Here is a 15642-nt window from a genome sequence, read left to right on the forward strand (position 1 = left end):
AAAATGGTTTTTAGAAAATCTTTGTTAAAGTTGGCAGTTTTTGCTCTAGGTGCTTGTGTTGCATTTAGTAATGCTAATGCAGCAGAAGGTAAACTTGAGTCTATTAAATCTAAAGGACAATTAATAGTTGGCGTTAAAAATGATGTTCCACATTATGCTTTGCTTGATCAAGCAACAGGTGAAATTAAAGGTTTCGAAGTAGATGTTGCCAAATTGCTAGCTAAAAGTATACTAGGTGATGATAAAAAAATAAAACTAGTTGCAGTTAATGCTAAAACAAGAGGCCCTTTGCTTGATAATGGTAGTGTAGATGCAGTGATAGCAACTTTTACTATTACTCCAGAGAGAAAAAGAATTTATAATTTCTCAGAGCCTTATTATCAAGATGCTATAGGGCTTTTAGTTTTAAAAGAAAAAAATTATAAATCTTTAGCTGATATGAAAGGTGCAAATATTGGAGTAGCTCAAGCTGCAACTACAAAAAAAGCTATAGGTGAAGCTGCTAAAAAAATTGGTGTCGATGTTAAATTTAGTGAATTTCCTGATTATCCAAGTATAAAAGCTGCTTTAGATGCTAAAAGAGTTGATGCGTTTTCTGTAGACAAATCGATATTGTTGGGCTATGTGGATGATAAAAGTGAAATTTTGCCAGATAGTTTTGAACCACAAAGTTATGGTATTGTAACCAAAAAAGATGATCCAGCTTTTGCAAAATATGTTGATGATTTTGTAAAAGAACATAAAAATGAAATTGATGCTTTAGCGAAAAAATGGGGTTTATAATATGAATGAAAGTGTAGGTTTTGTTGAACATTTAAGACAAATTCTTACTTCTTGGGGTTTATATGATGAAAATAGTATAAGCCCTTTTGCGGTATGGAAATTTTTAGATGCTTTGGATAATAAAGATGCTTTTATTAATGGTTTTATTTATACTTTAGAAGTAAGCATCCTTGCTTTGCTTATAGCTACAATTTTTGGAACTATAGGTGGAGTTATGGCTACAAGTAGATTTAAAATTATCAGAGCCTACACTAGAATTTACGTAGAGCTTTTTCAAAATGTTCCTTTGGTAATACAAATTTTCTTTTTGTTTTATGCCTTGCCTGTTTTAGGTATAAGGCTTGATATATTTACTATTGGTGTATTGGGTGTTGGAGCTTATCACGGAGCTTATGTAAGCGAGGTGGTTAGAAGTGGAATTTTGGCTGTGCCAAGAGGTCAGTTTGAAGCTTCTGCTTCTCAAGGGTTTACTTATATTCAACAAATGCGTTATATTATAGTACCTCAAACCATTAGAATTATTTTACCACCGATGACAAATCAAATGGTAAATTTAATCAAAAATACCTCTGTATTGCTTATTGTAGGTGGAGCTGAGTTAATGCATTCTGCTGATAGCTATGCAGCTGATTATGGAAATTATGCGCCAGCTTATATATTTGCAGCGGTTTTATATTTTATAATTTGTTATCCTTTGGCTTATTTTGCAAAGGCTTATGAAAATAAATTAAAAAAAGCACATTTAACGAGATAAAGGGTTGTTAATGGAAAATGTTTTTAATGCACAAAATATTGAATTTTTAATGCAAGGTTTATTTCTGACATTAAAAATAGCCTTAGCAACTTGTATTATTTCGATTGTTTTTGGAACTTTTTTAGCTATAACTAAAAATTATGGGGATAGATTAAGTAAATTTTTAGCAGCTTGCTATATAGATATTTTTAGAAATACTCCTTTATTATTATGGATGCTTGCAGCTTGTTTTGTTCTACCTGTATTTTTTGGACAATTTCCTCAAGCTTTTTGGGGTACTATAGGATTTTCACTTTATACGAGTTCGGTTATGGCTGAAATTATTAGAGGTGGATTAAATTCTATACCAAAAGGTCAGTTTGAAGCAGCTTATTCTCAAGGTTTTGGTAAATTTTTTACTCTTTTTTATATTATTTTACCACAAACTTTTAGAAAAATAATACCTGCTTTATTATCTCAAATTGTAACCACTGTAAAGGATACAGCTTATTTAGCGGGTTTAGGTATAGCTGAACTTACTTATAATTCAAAAACTATATTGGCAAAACTAACAAGTTTTGAAGAAATTTTAGCGATGATAGGTGTTGTTGCGGGAATTTATTTTATAATATGTTTTTCACTTTCTATGTTGGTAAGATATTATGCCAAAAAGACAGCTTACATTTCTTAAAAAAGCTTATATTTTTATATAAGCTTTTTAAATTTACAGCAGTTTTTAACATTTTTTTTATTAAAATCCTTTGTATTAATTCATAATTTTATTGATTAAGGTTTTTTATGCGAGGTTATAAAATTTTTTCAGGCTCAGCTAATGTGGAATTTGCAAGACAAGTTTCTAAATATCTTTCCCTGCCTTTAAGCGATGCTGGAGTAAAACGGTTTAGTGATGGGGAGATTAGTGTTCAAATTGATGAGAGCGTACGCGGAAAGGATGTTTTTATTATTCAAAGTACTTGTGCTCCTACAAACGATAATTTAATGGAACTTTTAATTCTTACAGATGCTTTGCGTCGCTCAAGTGCAAATTCGATTACGGCTATTATCCCATATTTTGGCTATGCGAGACAAGATAGAAAAGCAAATCCTAGAGTGCCAATTACTGCTAAACTTGTGGCTAATCTGATTCAAGCAGCTGGGATTGATCGCGTAGCTACGATAGATTTGCATGCAGGACAAATTCAGGGTTTTTTTGATATTCCAGTAGATAATCTTTATGGAAGTATAGTTTTTAATGATTATATTAAAGCCAAACATTTTAAAAATGCTATTATAGGAAGTCCAGATATAGGCGGTGTTGCAAGAGCTAGGAGTGTTGCAAAGCATTTAGGACTTGATATAGTTATAGTTGATAAGCGTCGCGAAAAAGCCAATGAAAGTGAAGTAATGAACATCATTGGAGATGTAAAAGATAAAGAAGTTATCCTAGTAGATGATATTATTGATACTGCTGGCACTATAGTTAAAGCTGCAGAAGCTTTAAAAGAAAAAGGTGCAAAATCTGTTATGGCTTGCTGTACTCATGCAGTTTTAAGTGGAAAAGCCTATGAGAGAATAGCAAGTGGAGCTTTAGATGAGCTTGTAGTAACAGATACCATACCTTTAAAAGAGCAATTACCAAATATTAAAGTATTAAGTGTTACATCTGTTTTTGCTGAAGTAATACGTCGTGTTTATCATAACGAAAGTGTAAATTCTCTCTTTATTTAGATTAAAAAAGCTTAAAGATTGTTTTTAAGCTTTTCATTTTTATGCTACTTAAAGAAACAAAAAATATATATTTTTTAAAAATGTGAAAAAACTAAACATCTTTCTATACAATTTAATCTATAAATCTGTTATTCTTTGAAAATATTTTATTTTCTTAGGAGAAATATGACTCAGTTAAGTACTAAAATTTTATGGTTGCTTGTTGCAACTTTAGGCGCTATTTGTTTTGGTTATTTAGCTTTAAAAAATGGCGAAAGTGTATCAGCGATTTATTTGGTGGTTGCTGCTGTATGTATTTATATGATAGGATATAGATTTTATGGGCATTTTGTAGCTTATAAGGTTTTAGAACTTGATAAAAATCGCGCAACACCGGCGCTTGTAGAAAATGATGGGCGTGATTTTGTGCCTACAAATAAGGCTGTATTATTTGGACATCATTTTGCTGCTATTGCAGGAGCAGGTCCATTAGTAGGACCTATCTTGGCTGCTCAAATGGGATATTTGCCTTCTATGCTTTGGATTTTAGTAGGAGGAGTTTTAGCGGGTGCTGTGCATGATTTTGTTGTTCTTTTTATATCTACTCGTAGAAAAGGTAGAAGTCTTGGCGAGATGATTAAGGATGAGATGGGTAAATTTACAGGTGGAGTTGCTATGGTGGCGATTTTTGGCATTATGCTTATTATTATTGCCATTTTAGCTATGGTGGTTGTAAAAGCTTTAGCAGAATCTCCATGGGGTTTATTTACTATCGCAATGACTATTCCTATAGCAATATTTATGGGAATTTATATGCGTTTTATCCGCCCAGGTAGAGTAGGGGAGGCTTCTATAATAGGTTTTGTGCTTTTAATTTTGGCTATTCATTATGGTAGCGTTGTAGCTGCTGATCCTTATTGGGCTAAAATATTTACTTTAGAAGCTCCAACTTTAGCAGTTGTTATGATGGCTTATGGCTTTATTGCTTCTGTTTTACCTGTGTGGTTTTTACTTGCTCCAAGAGATTATCTTTCAACTTTTTTGAAAATCGGTGTTATTGTGGTAATGGCTGTAGCTATTGTTTTGGTTGCTCCTGATTTGCAAATGCCAAAAGCAAATACTCAGTATTTTGATGGAACAGGTCCAGTATTTGCAGGTGGAGTATTTCCATTTTTATTTATTACCATTGCTTGTGGTGCGATCAGTGGTTTTCATGCTTTGATTTCTAGTGGAACTACTCCTAAAATGCTTGAAAACGAAACTCATGCCTTAGCTGTTGGATATGGCTCTATGCTTGCTGAAAGTGCTGTGGCGATTATGGCTTTAATTTGTGCTTGTATTTTACATCCAGGTCTTTATTTTGCTATAAATTCAAGCTCTGCTTTGATAGGAACAGATGTTGTAAGTGTAGCACAAACTATTTCAAGTTGGGGATTTAGCATTACTCCTGAAGAAATTACTGCTTTGACTACAAATATAGGAGAGCATACTATACTTTCAAGAACAGGTGGAGCTCCAACTTTTGCTATAGGTGTAGCTTTGATCTTGCATGAACTTTTTGGCGGCGTGGATTTGATGGCTTTTTGGTATCATTTTGCTATATTGTTTGAAGCTTTATTTATTTTAACAGCGGTGGATGCTGGGACAAGGGCTTGTCGTTTTATGGTGCAAGATATATTGGGTAATGTTTATAAACCTTTAGGAGATATTCATAATTATCTAGCTGGACTTTTGGCTACGGCTTTAAGTGTTGCAGGTTGGGGATATTTTCTTTATCAAGGCGCCATTGATCCTAAGGGGGGAATTTATACGCTTTGGCCTCTTTTTGGCGTGAGCAATCAAATGCTTGCGGGTATGGCTTTGCTTCTTGCTACAACTATACTTGTAAAAATGGGCAAGGCAAGATATACTTGGGTTACTTTAGCGCCCGCGGTATTTGTCTTAGTGGCAACTCTGTATGGAGGAATTCAAAAAATTATGCCTTATAAAGAAGGCAATAAAGTAGCAAATGCGGTAAGTCATGTAGCCGCCGTTAGCATACAAAGTCAAAAAATTAAAGATTTAGAATTTAAATTAAATAATACTAAAGATGAAAAAGAAATTTCTACAATTAAAAAAGAAATTTTAATAGCCACTCAAAGTAAAGTTGGAAATTTACTTAATGCAATTCTTTGTGTGTTCTTTATGATAGCCACCTTGCTTGTTATAATTTCTTGTATAGGAATTTGTTTAGGTAAAATTAAAATTCCTCTTAAAGAAACTAAGTATATTAAGATTGATGAATTTCAAAAAATTTAAGTATTATTATGAAAAAGCCGAAAGGTTTTTTCATCCCTTGGTGGGACTTTCTAGTTATGATAAGTATTTAGAACACATGAAACAAAAACATCCAGGAAAAATTCCAAAAACCAGAGGGGAATTTTTCAAAGAATGTCTAGATAAAAAATATAATAGTGGCGGTTTAAATAAATGCTGATAAGCTTAAAGGATAAAGTTTTTATCATACAAAATAAGCTTTAAGCATTTAAAAAGCCATGAATTCTTTTAAGTTCTTCACTAATAGGCTTTTTCTTTCCATCTCTTGTAACACTTACATAAGTTACTAAAGCCGAAGTTACATTAATGCAAGAAGTACAACCTTGAGAATCCACTCTTTGAGCTGTGACTTCTACTTCAACGCTGATTGAAGTGTTGCCCACATTTACAACTTTAGAGTAACAAGAAATTATATCGCCTATAAAAACAGGTTCTTTAAAAACTACTTTATCCATAGAGATGGTTACAACGCGTTCAGGAGAAAGTTCTCTTGCTGCGATAGCTCCTGCTAAATCGATTTGTGAAAGTATCCATCCGCCAAAAATATTTCCCGCTGGATTTGTGTCACTTGGCATGGCTACAATTTTTAATTTTGGTTCTCCCATATCTCTCATTTTTACTCCTTATTTTAAAAAATGAATTATAATTAAAAAAGTTAAAAAGGAGAATAAAAGTATGAATAATTTTAAAGAAATAGCTAAATTGGTTAGAAAATACAAAGAAAGAAATAATGCGTTATATGAGTTTTTAGACAAAGAAGATGTGGGCGAGTATTTTAGATCTTTGATTTCTTTAAGCGAATTAAAACAAGATAAAACAACTATGCTAGCCATACTTAGGCGTTTGGTTGATTTAAAAGAAGAAAATTTAGTTCAAGAATGGAAAAAAAACAACTTTAAGGAAGATAAGATTATAGAGTTAAAACATAAGTTCTATGAAGAGATTAGAAAGTTTTATGAAAAAGAACATCAAAATTTAATTAATGAAATAAAAGAGAAAAAGCTTTTAAATAATTTTTATCAGTCCTTAATACAAGGAGTGCATAATATAGGTTTAATTATGAATATTTTTGAAATTTCTTGGACTAAAGAAATTATAGAAAAAAATAATAAAATTTTATCTACTCAATTTCCAAATTTAGATGATGCAATGGAATTTTTGCGTAAAAATCGTTTATATCAAAAAACTTCAGAAGGAGAAATTTGTGAGCGAAGCTATGGTGTTTTAGTTAGAATAGGAAATTTATGGAAATTTGTTCCTTATGCGAGATTTTTTGAGAATGAAATTTTAAAATTAGAATTTGCTTTTGAAAATATGATTGATCAGCTAAAAATATTTGCTAGCAACGAAGAGGAAAAAGCTTATATAGAATATTTTGAAAAATTAAAATTAGCGTTTTGCGAAAAAGATGAAGATAGAGTTATAAAAGCTTGGCAAGAAGCTGAATTTGCTTGGATGAAAGTAAAATCACCTTTACAAGTGGGACATCCTTTAGAATATTATGAAGATAATTATACTCATGCGGTGGCATTAGAATGGGATATAAGAATAGAAGATGAGAATGATTTTGATGTTTTGAAATTTGGTAGTGAAATTAAGGAAAGTTTTGAACATGTTTATAAAAATATAGGACTTGAAGATTGTGAATTAGAAAAAGAAGTTTTATCTAATATAGAAAAAACTCAACTTTATATTTGCACTCCGATGATATTTTATGGTGCTGAACTTAAAGGTTTATTCTCAGCTCAAGTCGTTCCAAATGATGAGTTTGTAAGTTCTAAGGCGGGCAAAAAAATATTTGCCTTTATAAATTTTGTATATGAAAATGCTAAAACAAAGCCTTTTATGAAAATTTCTAGCGAGATTTTTGATAAAGAATTTTTAGATTTTGGAAGAAATATTTTATTTTATCAGGAAAAAATTTGGAAAAGGGTTTATGAAGTATCAACTATAGGCCATGAATTTGGTCATATATTTTTTATTGCTAATGATACTGAAAAAACAATGAATCAGAGTGGTTTTTTTAAAAATATAGAAGAATATAAAGCTACTACAGGTGGACTTATAAATTTCTTTTATCACGAACAAGATGACTTGATAATGCCTGTTTTTCATGAACTTATAAAAAGGGCTATTGGACTTATTTCTTGGCAAAGGGTTGATGAAGTTAGACCTTATTATACAGAAGGACTTATTCATCTTAGTTTGCTTTTTGAAAGTGAAGTATTGATTTTTGAAAATAATAATTTGAAGATAAATTTTGATTTAGGGCATTATGAAAAATTTAAAGAACTAACTTTAAAAAATTATCATGAATTGGCAAAACACTATGCTTTAAGACTTGATGCAAAAGAGTTTTTAAGTAGATTTTGTGAAATTGAAGATAATATTTTTCTTCCTATTATGCCTAAGTGTAAAGAATTTGTTAAATTTTATTATGATTTATACGAGAAAATTGGCAATGAAATTGATAATAGCGGAGAATTTGAAAGATATAAGAAAAAATAATAAAGTTTTTTGAAAAAAACTTAAAAAAAGCTGTTTTTTACTTGATATTGTTTTTTAAATATGCTAAAATTAGGCGTTTCAATTAAAACAAAGGAGCTTTTATGACTAAAGCAGATTTCATTTCATTAGTTGCTCAAACAGCTGGGCTAACAAAAAAAGACGCTACTACTGCTACTGATGCAGTTATTTCTACTATTACTGATGTTTTAGCTAAAGGTGATAGCATTAGTTTTATTGGTTTTGGTACTTTTTCAACTCAAGAAAGAGCTGCTAGAGAAGCTAGAGTACCAAGCACAGGAAAAACAATCAAAGTTCCTGCTACAAGAGTTGCAAAATTTAAGGTAGGTAAAAACCTTAAAGAAGCTGTTGCAAAAGCAAGCGGCAAAAAGAAAAAATAAAACTTCGGCTAGATAAATTCTAGCCTTCTTTCTTAATTAATTCAGATATTTTGTATCTTTTATTTACTTTATTTTTTTAAACTTTTATAAAACTATCATTATTAAACAAAAAAAGGATATTAAAATTATGAAAGTACATGAAAAAGTAAGTGAGCTTATAGGAAATACTCCTATTATACATTTGAAAAAATTTGGTATCAATGTTTTTGCTAAATGTGAATTTTTAAATCCTAGTCATTCTATAAAAGATAGAGCAGCTTTTGAAATGATTAAAGATGCTTTAGATAGTAAAAAAATTAATCAAGATACTACAATAGTTGAAGCAACTAGTGGAAATACTGGAATTTCTTTGGCTATGATTTGTGCAGATTTGGGACTTAAATTTATTGCTGTAATGCCTGAATCTATGAGTTTAGAAAGAAGAAAAATGATAACACTCTTTGGTACTAGGTTAGAATTAACTCCTGCAAATTTAGGAATGAAAGGAGCGGTTGATAAAGCAAATGAAATATTATTAAATACTCCAAATTCTTTTATGGTTTCTCAATTTGAAAATATTTCAAATAAAAATGCGCATCGTAAGAATACGGCTTTAGAAATTTTAAGAGATTTGGATAATGAACTTGATATTTTTGTAGCTGGTTTTGGAACTGGCGGTACTATTAGTGGAGTTGGGGAAATACTAAAAGAAAAATTAGAAAAAGTGCATATTGTTGGAGTCGAGCCTCTAAATTCTCCATTGCTTAGCAAAGGTGAAGCGGGAAGCCATAAAATACAAGGAATAGGGGCAAATTTTATACCTGCTATTTTAAATAAAGAAGTTATAGATGAAGTGATCACGGTAAGTAATGAAGATGCTATAAATACAGCCAAAGAACTTGCCAAAAGTGGTTTAATGGTAGGTATATCAAGTGGAGCAAATGTATTTGCCGCAAGTATGCTAGCAAAGAAATTTCCAGATAAAAGAATTTTAACTATGCTAAACGATACGGCTGAAAGATACCTCTCAACTGATCTTTTTGCTTAAGTATAATTATTGAGAATTTAGAAAAATTCTAAGTTCTCTTAAAATTTCTTGTGGATTTAAATCGCTAATTTCTTTATAAAAATGACCTTTTTCATCAATAAGATAAAGCATATTGCTATGTGCTATAGAATAACCCATAAAAGAATCATTTAGATCTATTTTTTGATATTGAACATTATATTGTTTTGTTATTTTTTGAAGAGTTTTTTCATCTTTTGCAATTAAAGCATCTGCTTTTGGATAAAAGTATCGCAACCATTCGTTTGTATTACTTAAGTTATTATCTCTATTTGGATCTAAAGAAATAAAAAGAAGGTGAGCCTTAGGATTATTGATTTGCTTTAAGGCTTTGCCTACTAAACTAAGAGTTGCTGGACAAACATCAGGGCAATAAGTGTATCCAAAATAGATAATAAGCTTATCTCCTTTAAAATCTTTTAGGGTGGTTTCCTCTTTTAAGTCTGATTTTAAGATAAAATCATAAGAATTTTGATGATTTTTAATAAAAAATATTACACCTAAAATAATGGCAACTATAACTATAAACAAAATAATATTTTTTTTCATTTTTTTAGCTCAAAATCAAAATAAAACCCTATGGGTTTATTATTATCCATAAATTCTACCCTAAAACGCATAGTATCTAAAACGCAAGCAGCAAGAACTATTTTACTTTCATAGTCTGTTGAATTTAATCGATGTATTTTAGGTTTAATTTCACCCATATACATATTTAATCCATAAATTTTAATTCCTAAGTTGTTATAATTTCCTAGATTTACAATCTTTAGATTTGTAACATCTAAAGATTGTAAGGGTTTGGGATTTAGGGAAATTAAGACTTCTTTATTATTAAAACTATATGTGCAGTCTTTAACATTAAGATCGCAAGTCAATGGGGTAGAAAAATCAGCTTTTGTTATTTTTTTAGAATCTTTTATTATATAAAAATCAAAAATAATATATAAAATAACAATAACAAAAGCAAAAGCTAGGATAAAAATAATTTTTCTCATTAATTAAAATTCTTTAGAATCAATATTTTTTAACTCTATGATTTTATGATTATTAAATTTTAAATCTAAATTTACCTTCGTGTCTTTAATAATAGGTTTTTTTAGTTTTAAAAGCATTATATGGTAACCTCCTGATTTAAGCTCTGTGCTTGAATGAGCTTTTATAATAATTTCAGGAATTTTTTGCATCATCATTTTTCCATCTTTATGTATATGTGTATGCAGTTCACTGACTTCACTGATATCGCTTTTGGCACTTATTAGAGCAATATCCTTATCAGTATTATTAAAAATGGTAAGAAAAATAGCACTATTTTGCGCATGAGGTGGAGTTTGTTTTACAAAGGCATTTTTTACCTCTATATCATTAACAGCCCAAAGATTTACAGCAAAAAGAGCACCTAAGAGAAGAATTTTTTTCATATTGTATCCTTATTTTTATAATATTAAATATTTGTTCATTATATCAAAAAATATTTTTATTTGAATATAAAATTTTGAAAATTTTTCAATGTGTGTTACCTGTTTGAAAATTTTTTTGCATAGTAACATCAAAATCAAAGAAAAAACCAGTTGGAGCATTATTGTTTAAAAATTCAACCCTAAATCTAGAATCATCGGTAATGCTTCTACCTATAAAATTTATAAGAATATCACCATTAACTATATTAAATTTAGGAATGATATCGCCTATATAGGAATTTAAACTATAAATTTTAATCTTTAAATTAGAATAATGAGGAAAATTTTTAATTTTTATAGTAGTTTTATTGAAAATTTTTATAGGTTTTGGGTAGGCTGAAACTTCAATATTTTTTTTATTAAAAGAAAAAACACAATCTTGTAAATTTAAGTCACAAGTTAGAGGTTGGCATGTATTTAAGCTAAATACACTTTCTTTCTTTTTATCATATAATGCATAAAAAGCTAAAAACAAAATGCCTAAAAAAGACATTCCTATAAAAAAATTTCTTATCATTATAGACAACCTTTTAAAACAAGCCTTTATGATTTATAAAAATTATATCATAAATAAGGCTGCATTGTTAATATAATTAATATTTTTTAAGAAAAAAAATATTATAATCACAAACATTTTTGACTTAAAAAATTTTGAAATACCTAAGGAAAAACATTGTTAAAACGACTTGCTTTATTAATTACACTTTCTTCATTGATGTTGCATGCCTCAGATCTTGTTAAAATTTATCTTAATCAAGGATTAGATGCTGTTGGTGTAGCAATTGAAAAAGAATTAACTCAAAAGGATTTTTGGTTAAGTGAAATAGGAGATAAAAATATTTCACTTGGATACTATGATGATAATGTTGCTATCGTGCTTACAAATAAAACAGATAAAATTCTCCGTGTTTATTCTTATGAGGACGGAAAAATAAGAAAAGATTTTGAACAAAAAGAAATAATAACTGGATTAATGGGCGATAAAAAAATAGAAGGAGATTTGAAAACGCCAGTAGGTTTTTATGAGTTAGGCCGTAAGTTTAATCCAGGTGATCCTTATTATGGTCCCTTTGCTTTTGCTACAACTTATCCAAATTTACTTGATAAAGTACAAGGAAAAACAGGTGGTGGTATTTGGATCCATGGCTATCCTTTAGATGGTTCTAGACTTGATGAATTTAAAACAAGAGGATGTATTGCTTTATTTAATAATAATTTGGAGAAATTTGCACAAGTTGTACAAGATAAAAAAGTTTTTGTTATGACAGAAGAAAAAGAAAAAATTAGAGCTAAAAAGGATCAAATAGCTAGTTTATTAGCTGATCTTTTTACATGGAAACTAGCTTGGACAAATAGTGACACTAATACCTATTTAAGTTTTTATGATGAGCAAGAATTTAAACGTTTTGATAAAATGAAATTTGAACAGTTTGCTTCCATGAAAAAATCTATTTTTTCTCGTAAAGAAGATAAAAAGATTAAATTTTCAGATATTAATATCAGCCCTTATCCGAATTTAGAAAATGAAACTATGTATAGAATTTCATTTTATGAGGATTATTATACTAAAAACTATCAGTTTAGAGGCGATAAAATTTTATACGTTAAGATAGATAGTAAAGGTAAAATGAAAATTTTAGCAGAGCAATAAATGTCTTTAATAAAAATTGATCAAAAAGCTTATGAATATAATTTAAGACATATTGCTAAAAAAATAGGGAGTTTTCAAAGATTAATTTGCGTTTTTAAAGATAATGCATATGGACATGGAGCTAAGCTTTTAGCTCCATTAGCCAAAAATTTAGGAGTTTCTTTTGTTGCTGTTAAGAGTGAAGAAGAAGCTCAAGAAATCGAAGAATTTTTTGAGAATATATTAATACTATCACATCGTCCTCATGGTAATGAAAATTCTCGATTTATTTATGCTTTAAATGATATTTCCCAAGTAAAAAAATACAAGCAAGATATAAAAATACATCTAAAAATAGATACAGGCATGCATCGCAATGGAATTTGTGTAGAAAATTTAGAACATGCTATAGATCTTATTCAAAGTAGTGATTTAAAACTTACTGGAATGTTTACACATTTTGCTAGTGCAGATGAAATGGATGGAAGTTTTTTTGTTCAAAAAGAAAATTTTCAAAAAGCTAAAAAGATAGTAAAAAAATATTTTTCAAATTTATTATTTCATTCGCATAATTCTGCAGCATTATTTAGAGGGAAAATTCCCGAAGATGAATATTGTAGAGTTGGGCTTGTTCAATTTGGATATGGGGATTCAAATTTAAAAAGAGTTTTAAGCTTGTATGCTCATAGATTAAGTCAAAGGATTTTGCAAAAAGGACAGAGTATAGGATATGGAGGCATTTTTACTGCTACAAAGGATATGGAAGTAGCAACTTATGATTTGGGTTATGCTGATGGTCTTTTCCGTTACAATGGAAAAGGGGAGTTGGTGCTTGGAAATGGAAAAGTAATGCTTGGAAAGATGTCAATGGATAGTTTTTCTTGTGAAAATTCTGGTGAGGAAATTTGCGTGTTTAAAGATGCTGATATTTGGGCTGATTTTTTTCATACTATTAACTATGAAATTTTAGTAAAATTAAATCCTAACATTCAAAGAGTTCTAGTATAAATATGTTTAATATAGTTTTAGTTCACCCTAGAATACCGCAAAATACAGGTAGTATAGGTAGAATGTGTTTTAATGCTGGTTTTAAACTTCATATCGTTAAACCAACTGTTTTTGATATTTCTCAAAAGGCTGTTAGAAGGGCAGGGCTTGATTACTGGGATAAATTAGAACCCATTATTTGGGAGAATCTTGAAGAATTTTTAAATGAAAATATTATTTATAAAAATCGCTTTTTTTTCGCAACAACTAAGAGTCAAAAAGCTTATTTTGATGCAGAATTTCAAAAAAATGATTTCTTGTTCTTTGGAAGTGAGAGTTATGGCTTACCTATGGAATTAATGCAATTAAATTGGGAAAATGCTATAACTATACCTATGAAATCTTATGGAAGAAGCTTAAATTTAGCTACAAGTGTTGGTATAATCTCTTATGAAGCTTTAAGACAAAATTTTAGCAATTTTGTTTCTTAAAAGTTTCAAATTTACACAATAACTTAAAACAAATAAAATCATAAAGTCCTTTTTATAAAAATTATGTTAAAGTAAAATTTAGATTATTTTTTGAGGAGTTTGGATGAATTTAGATATTATGCTAGATTTTGCCAATAAAGCGTCTGATATTATAGCTAATAAGATTGTCCCAAATACAGACATTATTATGGTAGTTTTACTTATTGTTTGTGGGCTTTATTATAGTTTTTTAACTCGCTTTGTTCAGTTTCGTATGTTGAGTTCTGTATTTAAAATTCTTACAGAAAAAAACGAAGGACACACTAAAGAACATATTTCACCTTTTCAGGCATTGATGATCTCAACTGCTTCTAGAGTTGGTATAGGAAATATCGCTGGAATTTCTTTGGCATTGGCTACAGGTGGAGCTGGTGCTTTATTTTGGATGTGGGTTATGGCATTTTTTGGTGGTGCCTCAGCATTTGCTGAAAGCACCTTAGCTCAAGTTTACAAATCAAAAGATGATACAGGTGGATTTAAAGGTGGGCCAGCTTATTATATAAAAAAAGCCTTAGGCTCACATTTTTTTGGAGCTTTTTTTGCTTTTATTCTTATTATTACTTATGCTTATGGATTTAACGGACTTCAAAGTCAAACAATGACTTCGTCTTTTAAAGTTTATTATGATATGTTTAATCCAAATGCTGCTGTAGATTTTGCATCAAGCTCTTGGCCAATGATTATTGGTATTGTTTTAACTATTTTTGGCGCATGGATGTTTTTTTCTCACCATACTAAAATAGGTAAAATTAGTTCTTTAATTGTTCCTTTTATGGCTTTAGCTTATGTTTTACTTGCTGTGATTGCTGTTTTAATGAATTTTGATAAAATTCCTTCTGTGGTTCATATGATTTTACAAAGTGCTTTTGATTTTAAAGCGATTTTTGGTGGTTTTGCTGGTTCTGCTTTAGTTATAGGGATTAAAAGAGGACTTTTTTCAAATGAAGCAGGTATGGGCTCGGCACCTAATGCAGCTGCAGCAGCTTTGACAAGTCATCCAGCTAAACAAGGTGTTATACAAGCCTTTTCAGTTTTAATTGATGTTGTTGTTTGTACAAGTTCTGGATTTTTAGTTCTTTTTTCTATGGCATATTTAGGACTTGGAGAAAGTAAAATTGATGGTGGAATGCCTTTAGTTCAAGAAGCTATGCGTGAGTATTATGGTAGCTTTGGAATCCATTTTATTACTATAGCTATTGTTCTTTTTGCAATAACTTCTTTAATAGGAAATTATTATTATGCTCAAGCTAATGTTAAATATTTAACAAATTCCAAATTTGTAATGAATTTGTTTAGAATTACAGCTGTAGCTATGATTTTTATAGGCTCGCAAATGAATTTAAAACTTGCTTGGAATTTGGCTGATTTGACTATGGCTTTCATGGCAACGACAAATATTATATCTTTATTGCTTTTAGGTGGTATAGTAAATAAAGTTTTAAAAGATTTTAATACGCAACAAAAATCTGGTATAGATCCTAAATTTAACGCTAGCAAACTTGGAATTAAAAACGCTGAATGTTGGGATTAAAATTCATAAGCCTT

Annotated in this window: 18 protein-coding genes; 13 read left to right on the forward strand and 5 right to left on the reverse strand. The window is 29.7% G+C overall.

Annotation, left to right across the window (positions count from 1 at the left end; genetic code table 11):
* The first annotated feature begins 3 nt into the window (after window positions 1-3).
* The 6 genes from peb1A to kcuS all read left to right on the forward strand — a co-directional run bounded on the left by peb1A (window position 4) and on the right by kcuS (window position 5699).
* Window positions 4-783 carry a bifunctional adhesin/ABC transporter aspartate/glutamate-binding protein PEB1a gene (gene peb1A, locus ELQ10_RS05860; protein ID WP_134250318.1) on the forward strand — a complete coding sequence of 260 codons (780 nt, stop codon included), beginning with the start codon at window positions 4-6 and terminating at the stop codon, window positions 781-783.
* A 1-nt stretch (window position 784) separates the two neighbouring features.
* Window positions 785-1537: an amino acid ABC transporter permease gene (locus ELQ10_RS05865; RefSeq protein WP_002853332.1), complete on the forward strand. Its 753-nt coding sequence runs from the start codon at window positions 785-787 to the stop codon at window positions 1535-1537.
* A 10-nt stretch (window positions 1538-1547) separates the two neighbouring features.
* Window positions 1548-2207 carry an amino acid ABC transporter permease gene (locus ELQ10_RS05870; protein ID WP_002853290.1) on the forward strand — a complete coding sequence of 220 codons (660 nt, stop codon included), beginning with the start codon at window positions 1548-1550 and terminating at the stop codon, window positions 2205-2207.
* Window positions 2208-2314: 107 nt separating this feature from the next.
* A complete protein-coding gene (locus ELQ10_RS05875; protein ID WP_002861611.1) occupies window positions 2315-3244 on the forward strand; it encodes a ribose-phosphate pyrophosphokinase in 930 nt (309 codons plus the stop codon).
* A gap of 165 nt (window positions 3245-3409) precedes the next feature.
* Window positions 3410-5521 (forward strand): carbon starvation CstA family protein, encoded by a 2112-nt coding sequence (locus tag ELQ10_RS05880; RefSeq protein ID WP_004305967.1) that lies wholly within the window; start codon window positions 3410-3412, stop codon window positions 5519-5521.
* The gene (gene kcuS, locus ELQ10_RS05885; protein WP_002867452.1) at window positions 5502-5699 is read left to right on the forward strand and encodes a KCU-star family selenoprotein; all 198 of its coding nucleotides are present in this window, start codon (window positions 5502-5504) and stop codon (window positions 5697-5699) included. Before ELQ10_RS05880 ends, kcuS begins: the two co-directional genes overlap by 20 nt.
* A 40-nt stretch (window positions 5700-5739) precedes the next feature.
* On the opposite strand, the gene ELQ10_RS05890 is transcribed toward kcuS, so the two are convergent.
* Entirely contained in the window at window positions 5740-6153 is a 414-nt protein-coding gene (locus ELQ10_RS05890; RefSeq protein WP_002853544.1) for an acyl-CoA thioesterase, read from the reverse strand.
* A 61-nt stretch (window positions 6154-6214) separates the two neighbouring features.
* On the opposite strand from ELQ10_RS05890, the gene ciaB reads away from it, so the two are divergent.
* The 3 genes from ciaB (at window position 6215) to cysM (ending at window position 9472) form a co-directional block, all read left to right on the forward strand.
* Window positions 6215-8047 (forward strand): invasion protein CiaB, encoded by a 1833-nt coding sequence (ciaB, locus tag ELQ10_RS05895; RefSeq protein WP_134250319.1) that lies wholly within the window; start codon window positions 6215-6217, stop codon window positions 8045-8047.
* Window positions 8048-8148: 101 nt separating this feature from the next.
* On the forward strand, window positions 8149-8445 hold the full coding sequence (locus tag ELQ10_RS05900; protein WP_002859562.1) for an HU family DNA-binding protein: 297 nt from the start codon (window positions 8149-8151) through the stop codon (window positions 8443-8445).
* 127 nt (window positions 8446-8572) lie between these two features.
* Window positions 8573-9472, forward strand: a complete 900-nt coding sequence (gene cysM / locus ELQ10_RS05905; RefSeq protein WP_100625834.1) for a cysteine synthase B — start codon at window positions 8573-8575, stop codon at window positions 9470-9472.
* 6 nt (window positions 9473-9478) lie between these two features.
* On the opposite strand, the gene ELQ10_RS05910 is transcribed toward cysM, so the two are convergent.
* From ELQ10_RS05910 to ELQ10_RS05925, 4 genes are all read right to left on the reverse strand, one after another.
* Window positions 9479-10039, reverse strand: coding sequence for an SCO family protein (locus tag ELQ10_RS05910; RefSeq protein ID WP_002859560.1), 561 nt, complete (start codon window positions 10037-10039; stop codon window positions 9479-9481).
* Window positions 10036-10488 (reverse strand): hypothetical protein, encoded by a 453-nt coding sequence (locus ELQ10_RS05915; RefSeq protein ID WP_002865908.1) that lies wholly within the window; start codon window positions 10486-10488, stop codon window positions 10036-10038. Before ELQ10_RS05915 ends, ELQ10_RS05910 begins: the two co-directional genes overlap by 4 nt.
* Window positions 10489-10491: 3 nt before the next feature.
* Window positions 10492-10911: a copper chaperone PCu(A)C gene (locus ELQ10_RS05920; RefSeq protein ID WP_002856967.1), complete on the reverse strand. Its 420-nt coding sequence runs from the start codon at window positions 10909-10911 to the stop codon at window positions 10492-10494.
* Between the two features lie 85 nt (window positions 10912-10996).
* Window positions 10997-11467, reverse strand: a complete 471-nt coding sequence (locus ELQ10_RS05925; protein WP_002867455.1) for a hypothetical protein — start codon at window positions 11465-11467, stop codon at window positions 10997-10999.
* Between the two features lie 156 nt (window positions 11468-11623).
* Here ELQ10_RS05925 and ELQ10_RS05930 point away from each other — a divergent pair, with 156 nt between their 5' ends.
* The 4 genes from ELQ10_RS05930 (at window position 11624) to ELQ10_RS05945 (ending at window position 15628) form a co-directional block, all read left to right on the forward strand.
* Window positions 11624-12601 carry a murein L,D-transpeptidase family protein gene (locus ELQ10_RS05930; RefSeq protein WP_002856863.1) on the forward strand — a complete coding sequence of 326 codons (978 nt, stop codon included), beginning with the start codon at window positions 11624-11626 and terminating at the stop codon, window positions 12599-12601.
* Window positions 12602-13588 (forward strand): alanine racemase, encoded by a 987-nt coding sequence (locus ELQ10_RS05935; RefSeq protein WP_134250320.1) that lies wholly within the window; start codon window positions 12602-12604, stop codon window positions 13586-13588.
* 2 nt (window positions 13589-13590) lie between these two features.
* Complete coding sequence (locus tag ELQ10_RS05940) at window positions 13591-14058, forward strand: tRNA (cytidine(34)-2'-O)-methyltransferase (protein WP_002883252.1); 468 nt, start codon at window positions 13591-13593, stop codon at window positions 14056-14058.
* A 103-nt stretch (window positions 14059-14161) separates the two neighbouring features.
* On the forward strand, window positions 14162-15628 hold the full coding sequence (locus tag ELQ10_RS05945; protein ID WP_002865337.1) for a sodium:alanine symporter family protein: 1467 nt from the start codon (window positions 14162-14164) through the stop codon (window positions 15626-15628).
* Window positions 15629-15642 lie beyond the last annotated feature (14 nt).

The organism is Campylobacter sp. US42a (genome assembly GCF_004379055.1).
Lineage (GTDB): Bacteria > Campylobacterota > Campylobacteria > Campylobacterales > Campylobacteraceae > Campylobacter_D > Campylobacter_D jejuni.

What these genes read in the sequence shown, in the direction of transcription:
- peb1A (WP_134250318.1), top strand. Translation starts at nt 4, where the DNA reads ATGGTTTTTAGAAAATCTTTGTTAAAGTTGGCAGTTTTTGCTCTAGGT.
- ELQ10_RS05865 (WP_002853332.1), top strand. Translation starts at nt 785, where the DNA reads ATGAATGAAAGTGTAGGTTTTGTTGAACATTTAAGACAAATTCTTACT.
- ELQ10_RS05870 (WP_002853290.1), top strand. Translation starts at nt 1,548, where the DNA reads ATGGAAAATGTTTTTAATGCACAAAATATTGAATTTTTAATGCAAGGT.
- ELQ10_RS05875 (WP_002861611.1), top strand. Translation starts at nt 2,315, where the DNA reads ATGCGAGGTTATAAAATTTTTTCAGGCTCAGCTAATGTGGAATTTGCA.
- ELQ10_RS05880 (WP_004305967.1), top strand. Translation starts at nt 3,410, where the DNA reads ATGACTCAGTTAAGTACTAAAATTTTATGGTTGCTTGTTGCAACTTTA.
- kcuS (WP_002867452.1), top strand. Translation starts at nt 5,502, where the DNA reads ATGAATTTCAAAAAATTTAAGTATTATTATGAAAAAGCCGAAAGGTTT.
- ELQ10_RS05890 (WP_002853544.1), bottom strand. Translation starts at nt 6,153, where the DNA reads ATGAGAGATATGGGAGAACCAAAATTAAAAATTGTAGCCATGCCAAGT.
- ciaB (WP_134250319.1), top strand. Translation starts at nt 6,215, where the DNA reads ATGAATAATTTTAAAGAAATAGCTAAATTGGTTAGAAAATACAAAGAA.
- ELQ10_RS05900 (WP_002859562.1), top strand. Translation starts at nt 8,149, where the DNA reads ATGACTAAAGCAGATTTCATTTCATTAGTTGCTCAAACAGCTGGGCTA.
- cysM (WP_100625834.1), top strand. Translation starts at nt 8,573, where the DNA reads ATGAAAGTACATGAAAAAGTAAGTGAGCTTATAGGAAATACTCCTATT.
- ELQ10_RS05910 (WP_002859560.1), bottom strand. Translation starts at nt 10,039, where the DNA reads ATGAAAAAAAATATTATTTTGTTTATAGTTATAGTTGCCATTATTTTA.
- ELQ10_RS05915 (WP_002865908.1), bottom strand. Translation starts at nt 10,488, where the DNA reads ATGAGAAAAATTATTTTTATCCTAGCTTTTGCTTTTGTTATTGTTATT.
- ELQ10_RS05920 (WP_002856967.1), bottom strand. Translation starts at nt 10,911, where the DNA reads ATGAAAAAAATTCTTCTCTTAGGTGCTCTTTTTGCTGTAAATCTTTGG.
- ELQ10_RS05925 (WP_002867455.1), bottom strand. Translation starts at nt 11,467, where the DNA reads ATGATAAGAAATTTTTTTATAGGAATGTCTTTTTTAGGCATTTTGTTT.
- ELQ10_RS05935 (WP_134250320.1), top strand. Translation starts at nt 12,602, where the DNA reads ATGTCTTTAATAAAAATTGATCAAAAAGCTTATGAATATAATTTAAGA.
- ELQ10_RS05940 (WP_002883252.1), top strand. Translation starts at nt 13,591, where the DNA reads ATGTTTAATATAGTTTTAGTTCACCCTAGAATACCGCAAAATACAGGT.
- ELQ10_RS05945 (WP_002865337.1), top strand. Translation starts at nt 14,162, where the DNA reads ATGAATTTAGATATTATGCTAGATTTTGCCAATAAAGCGTCTGATATT.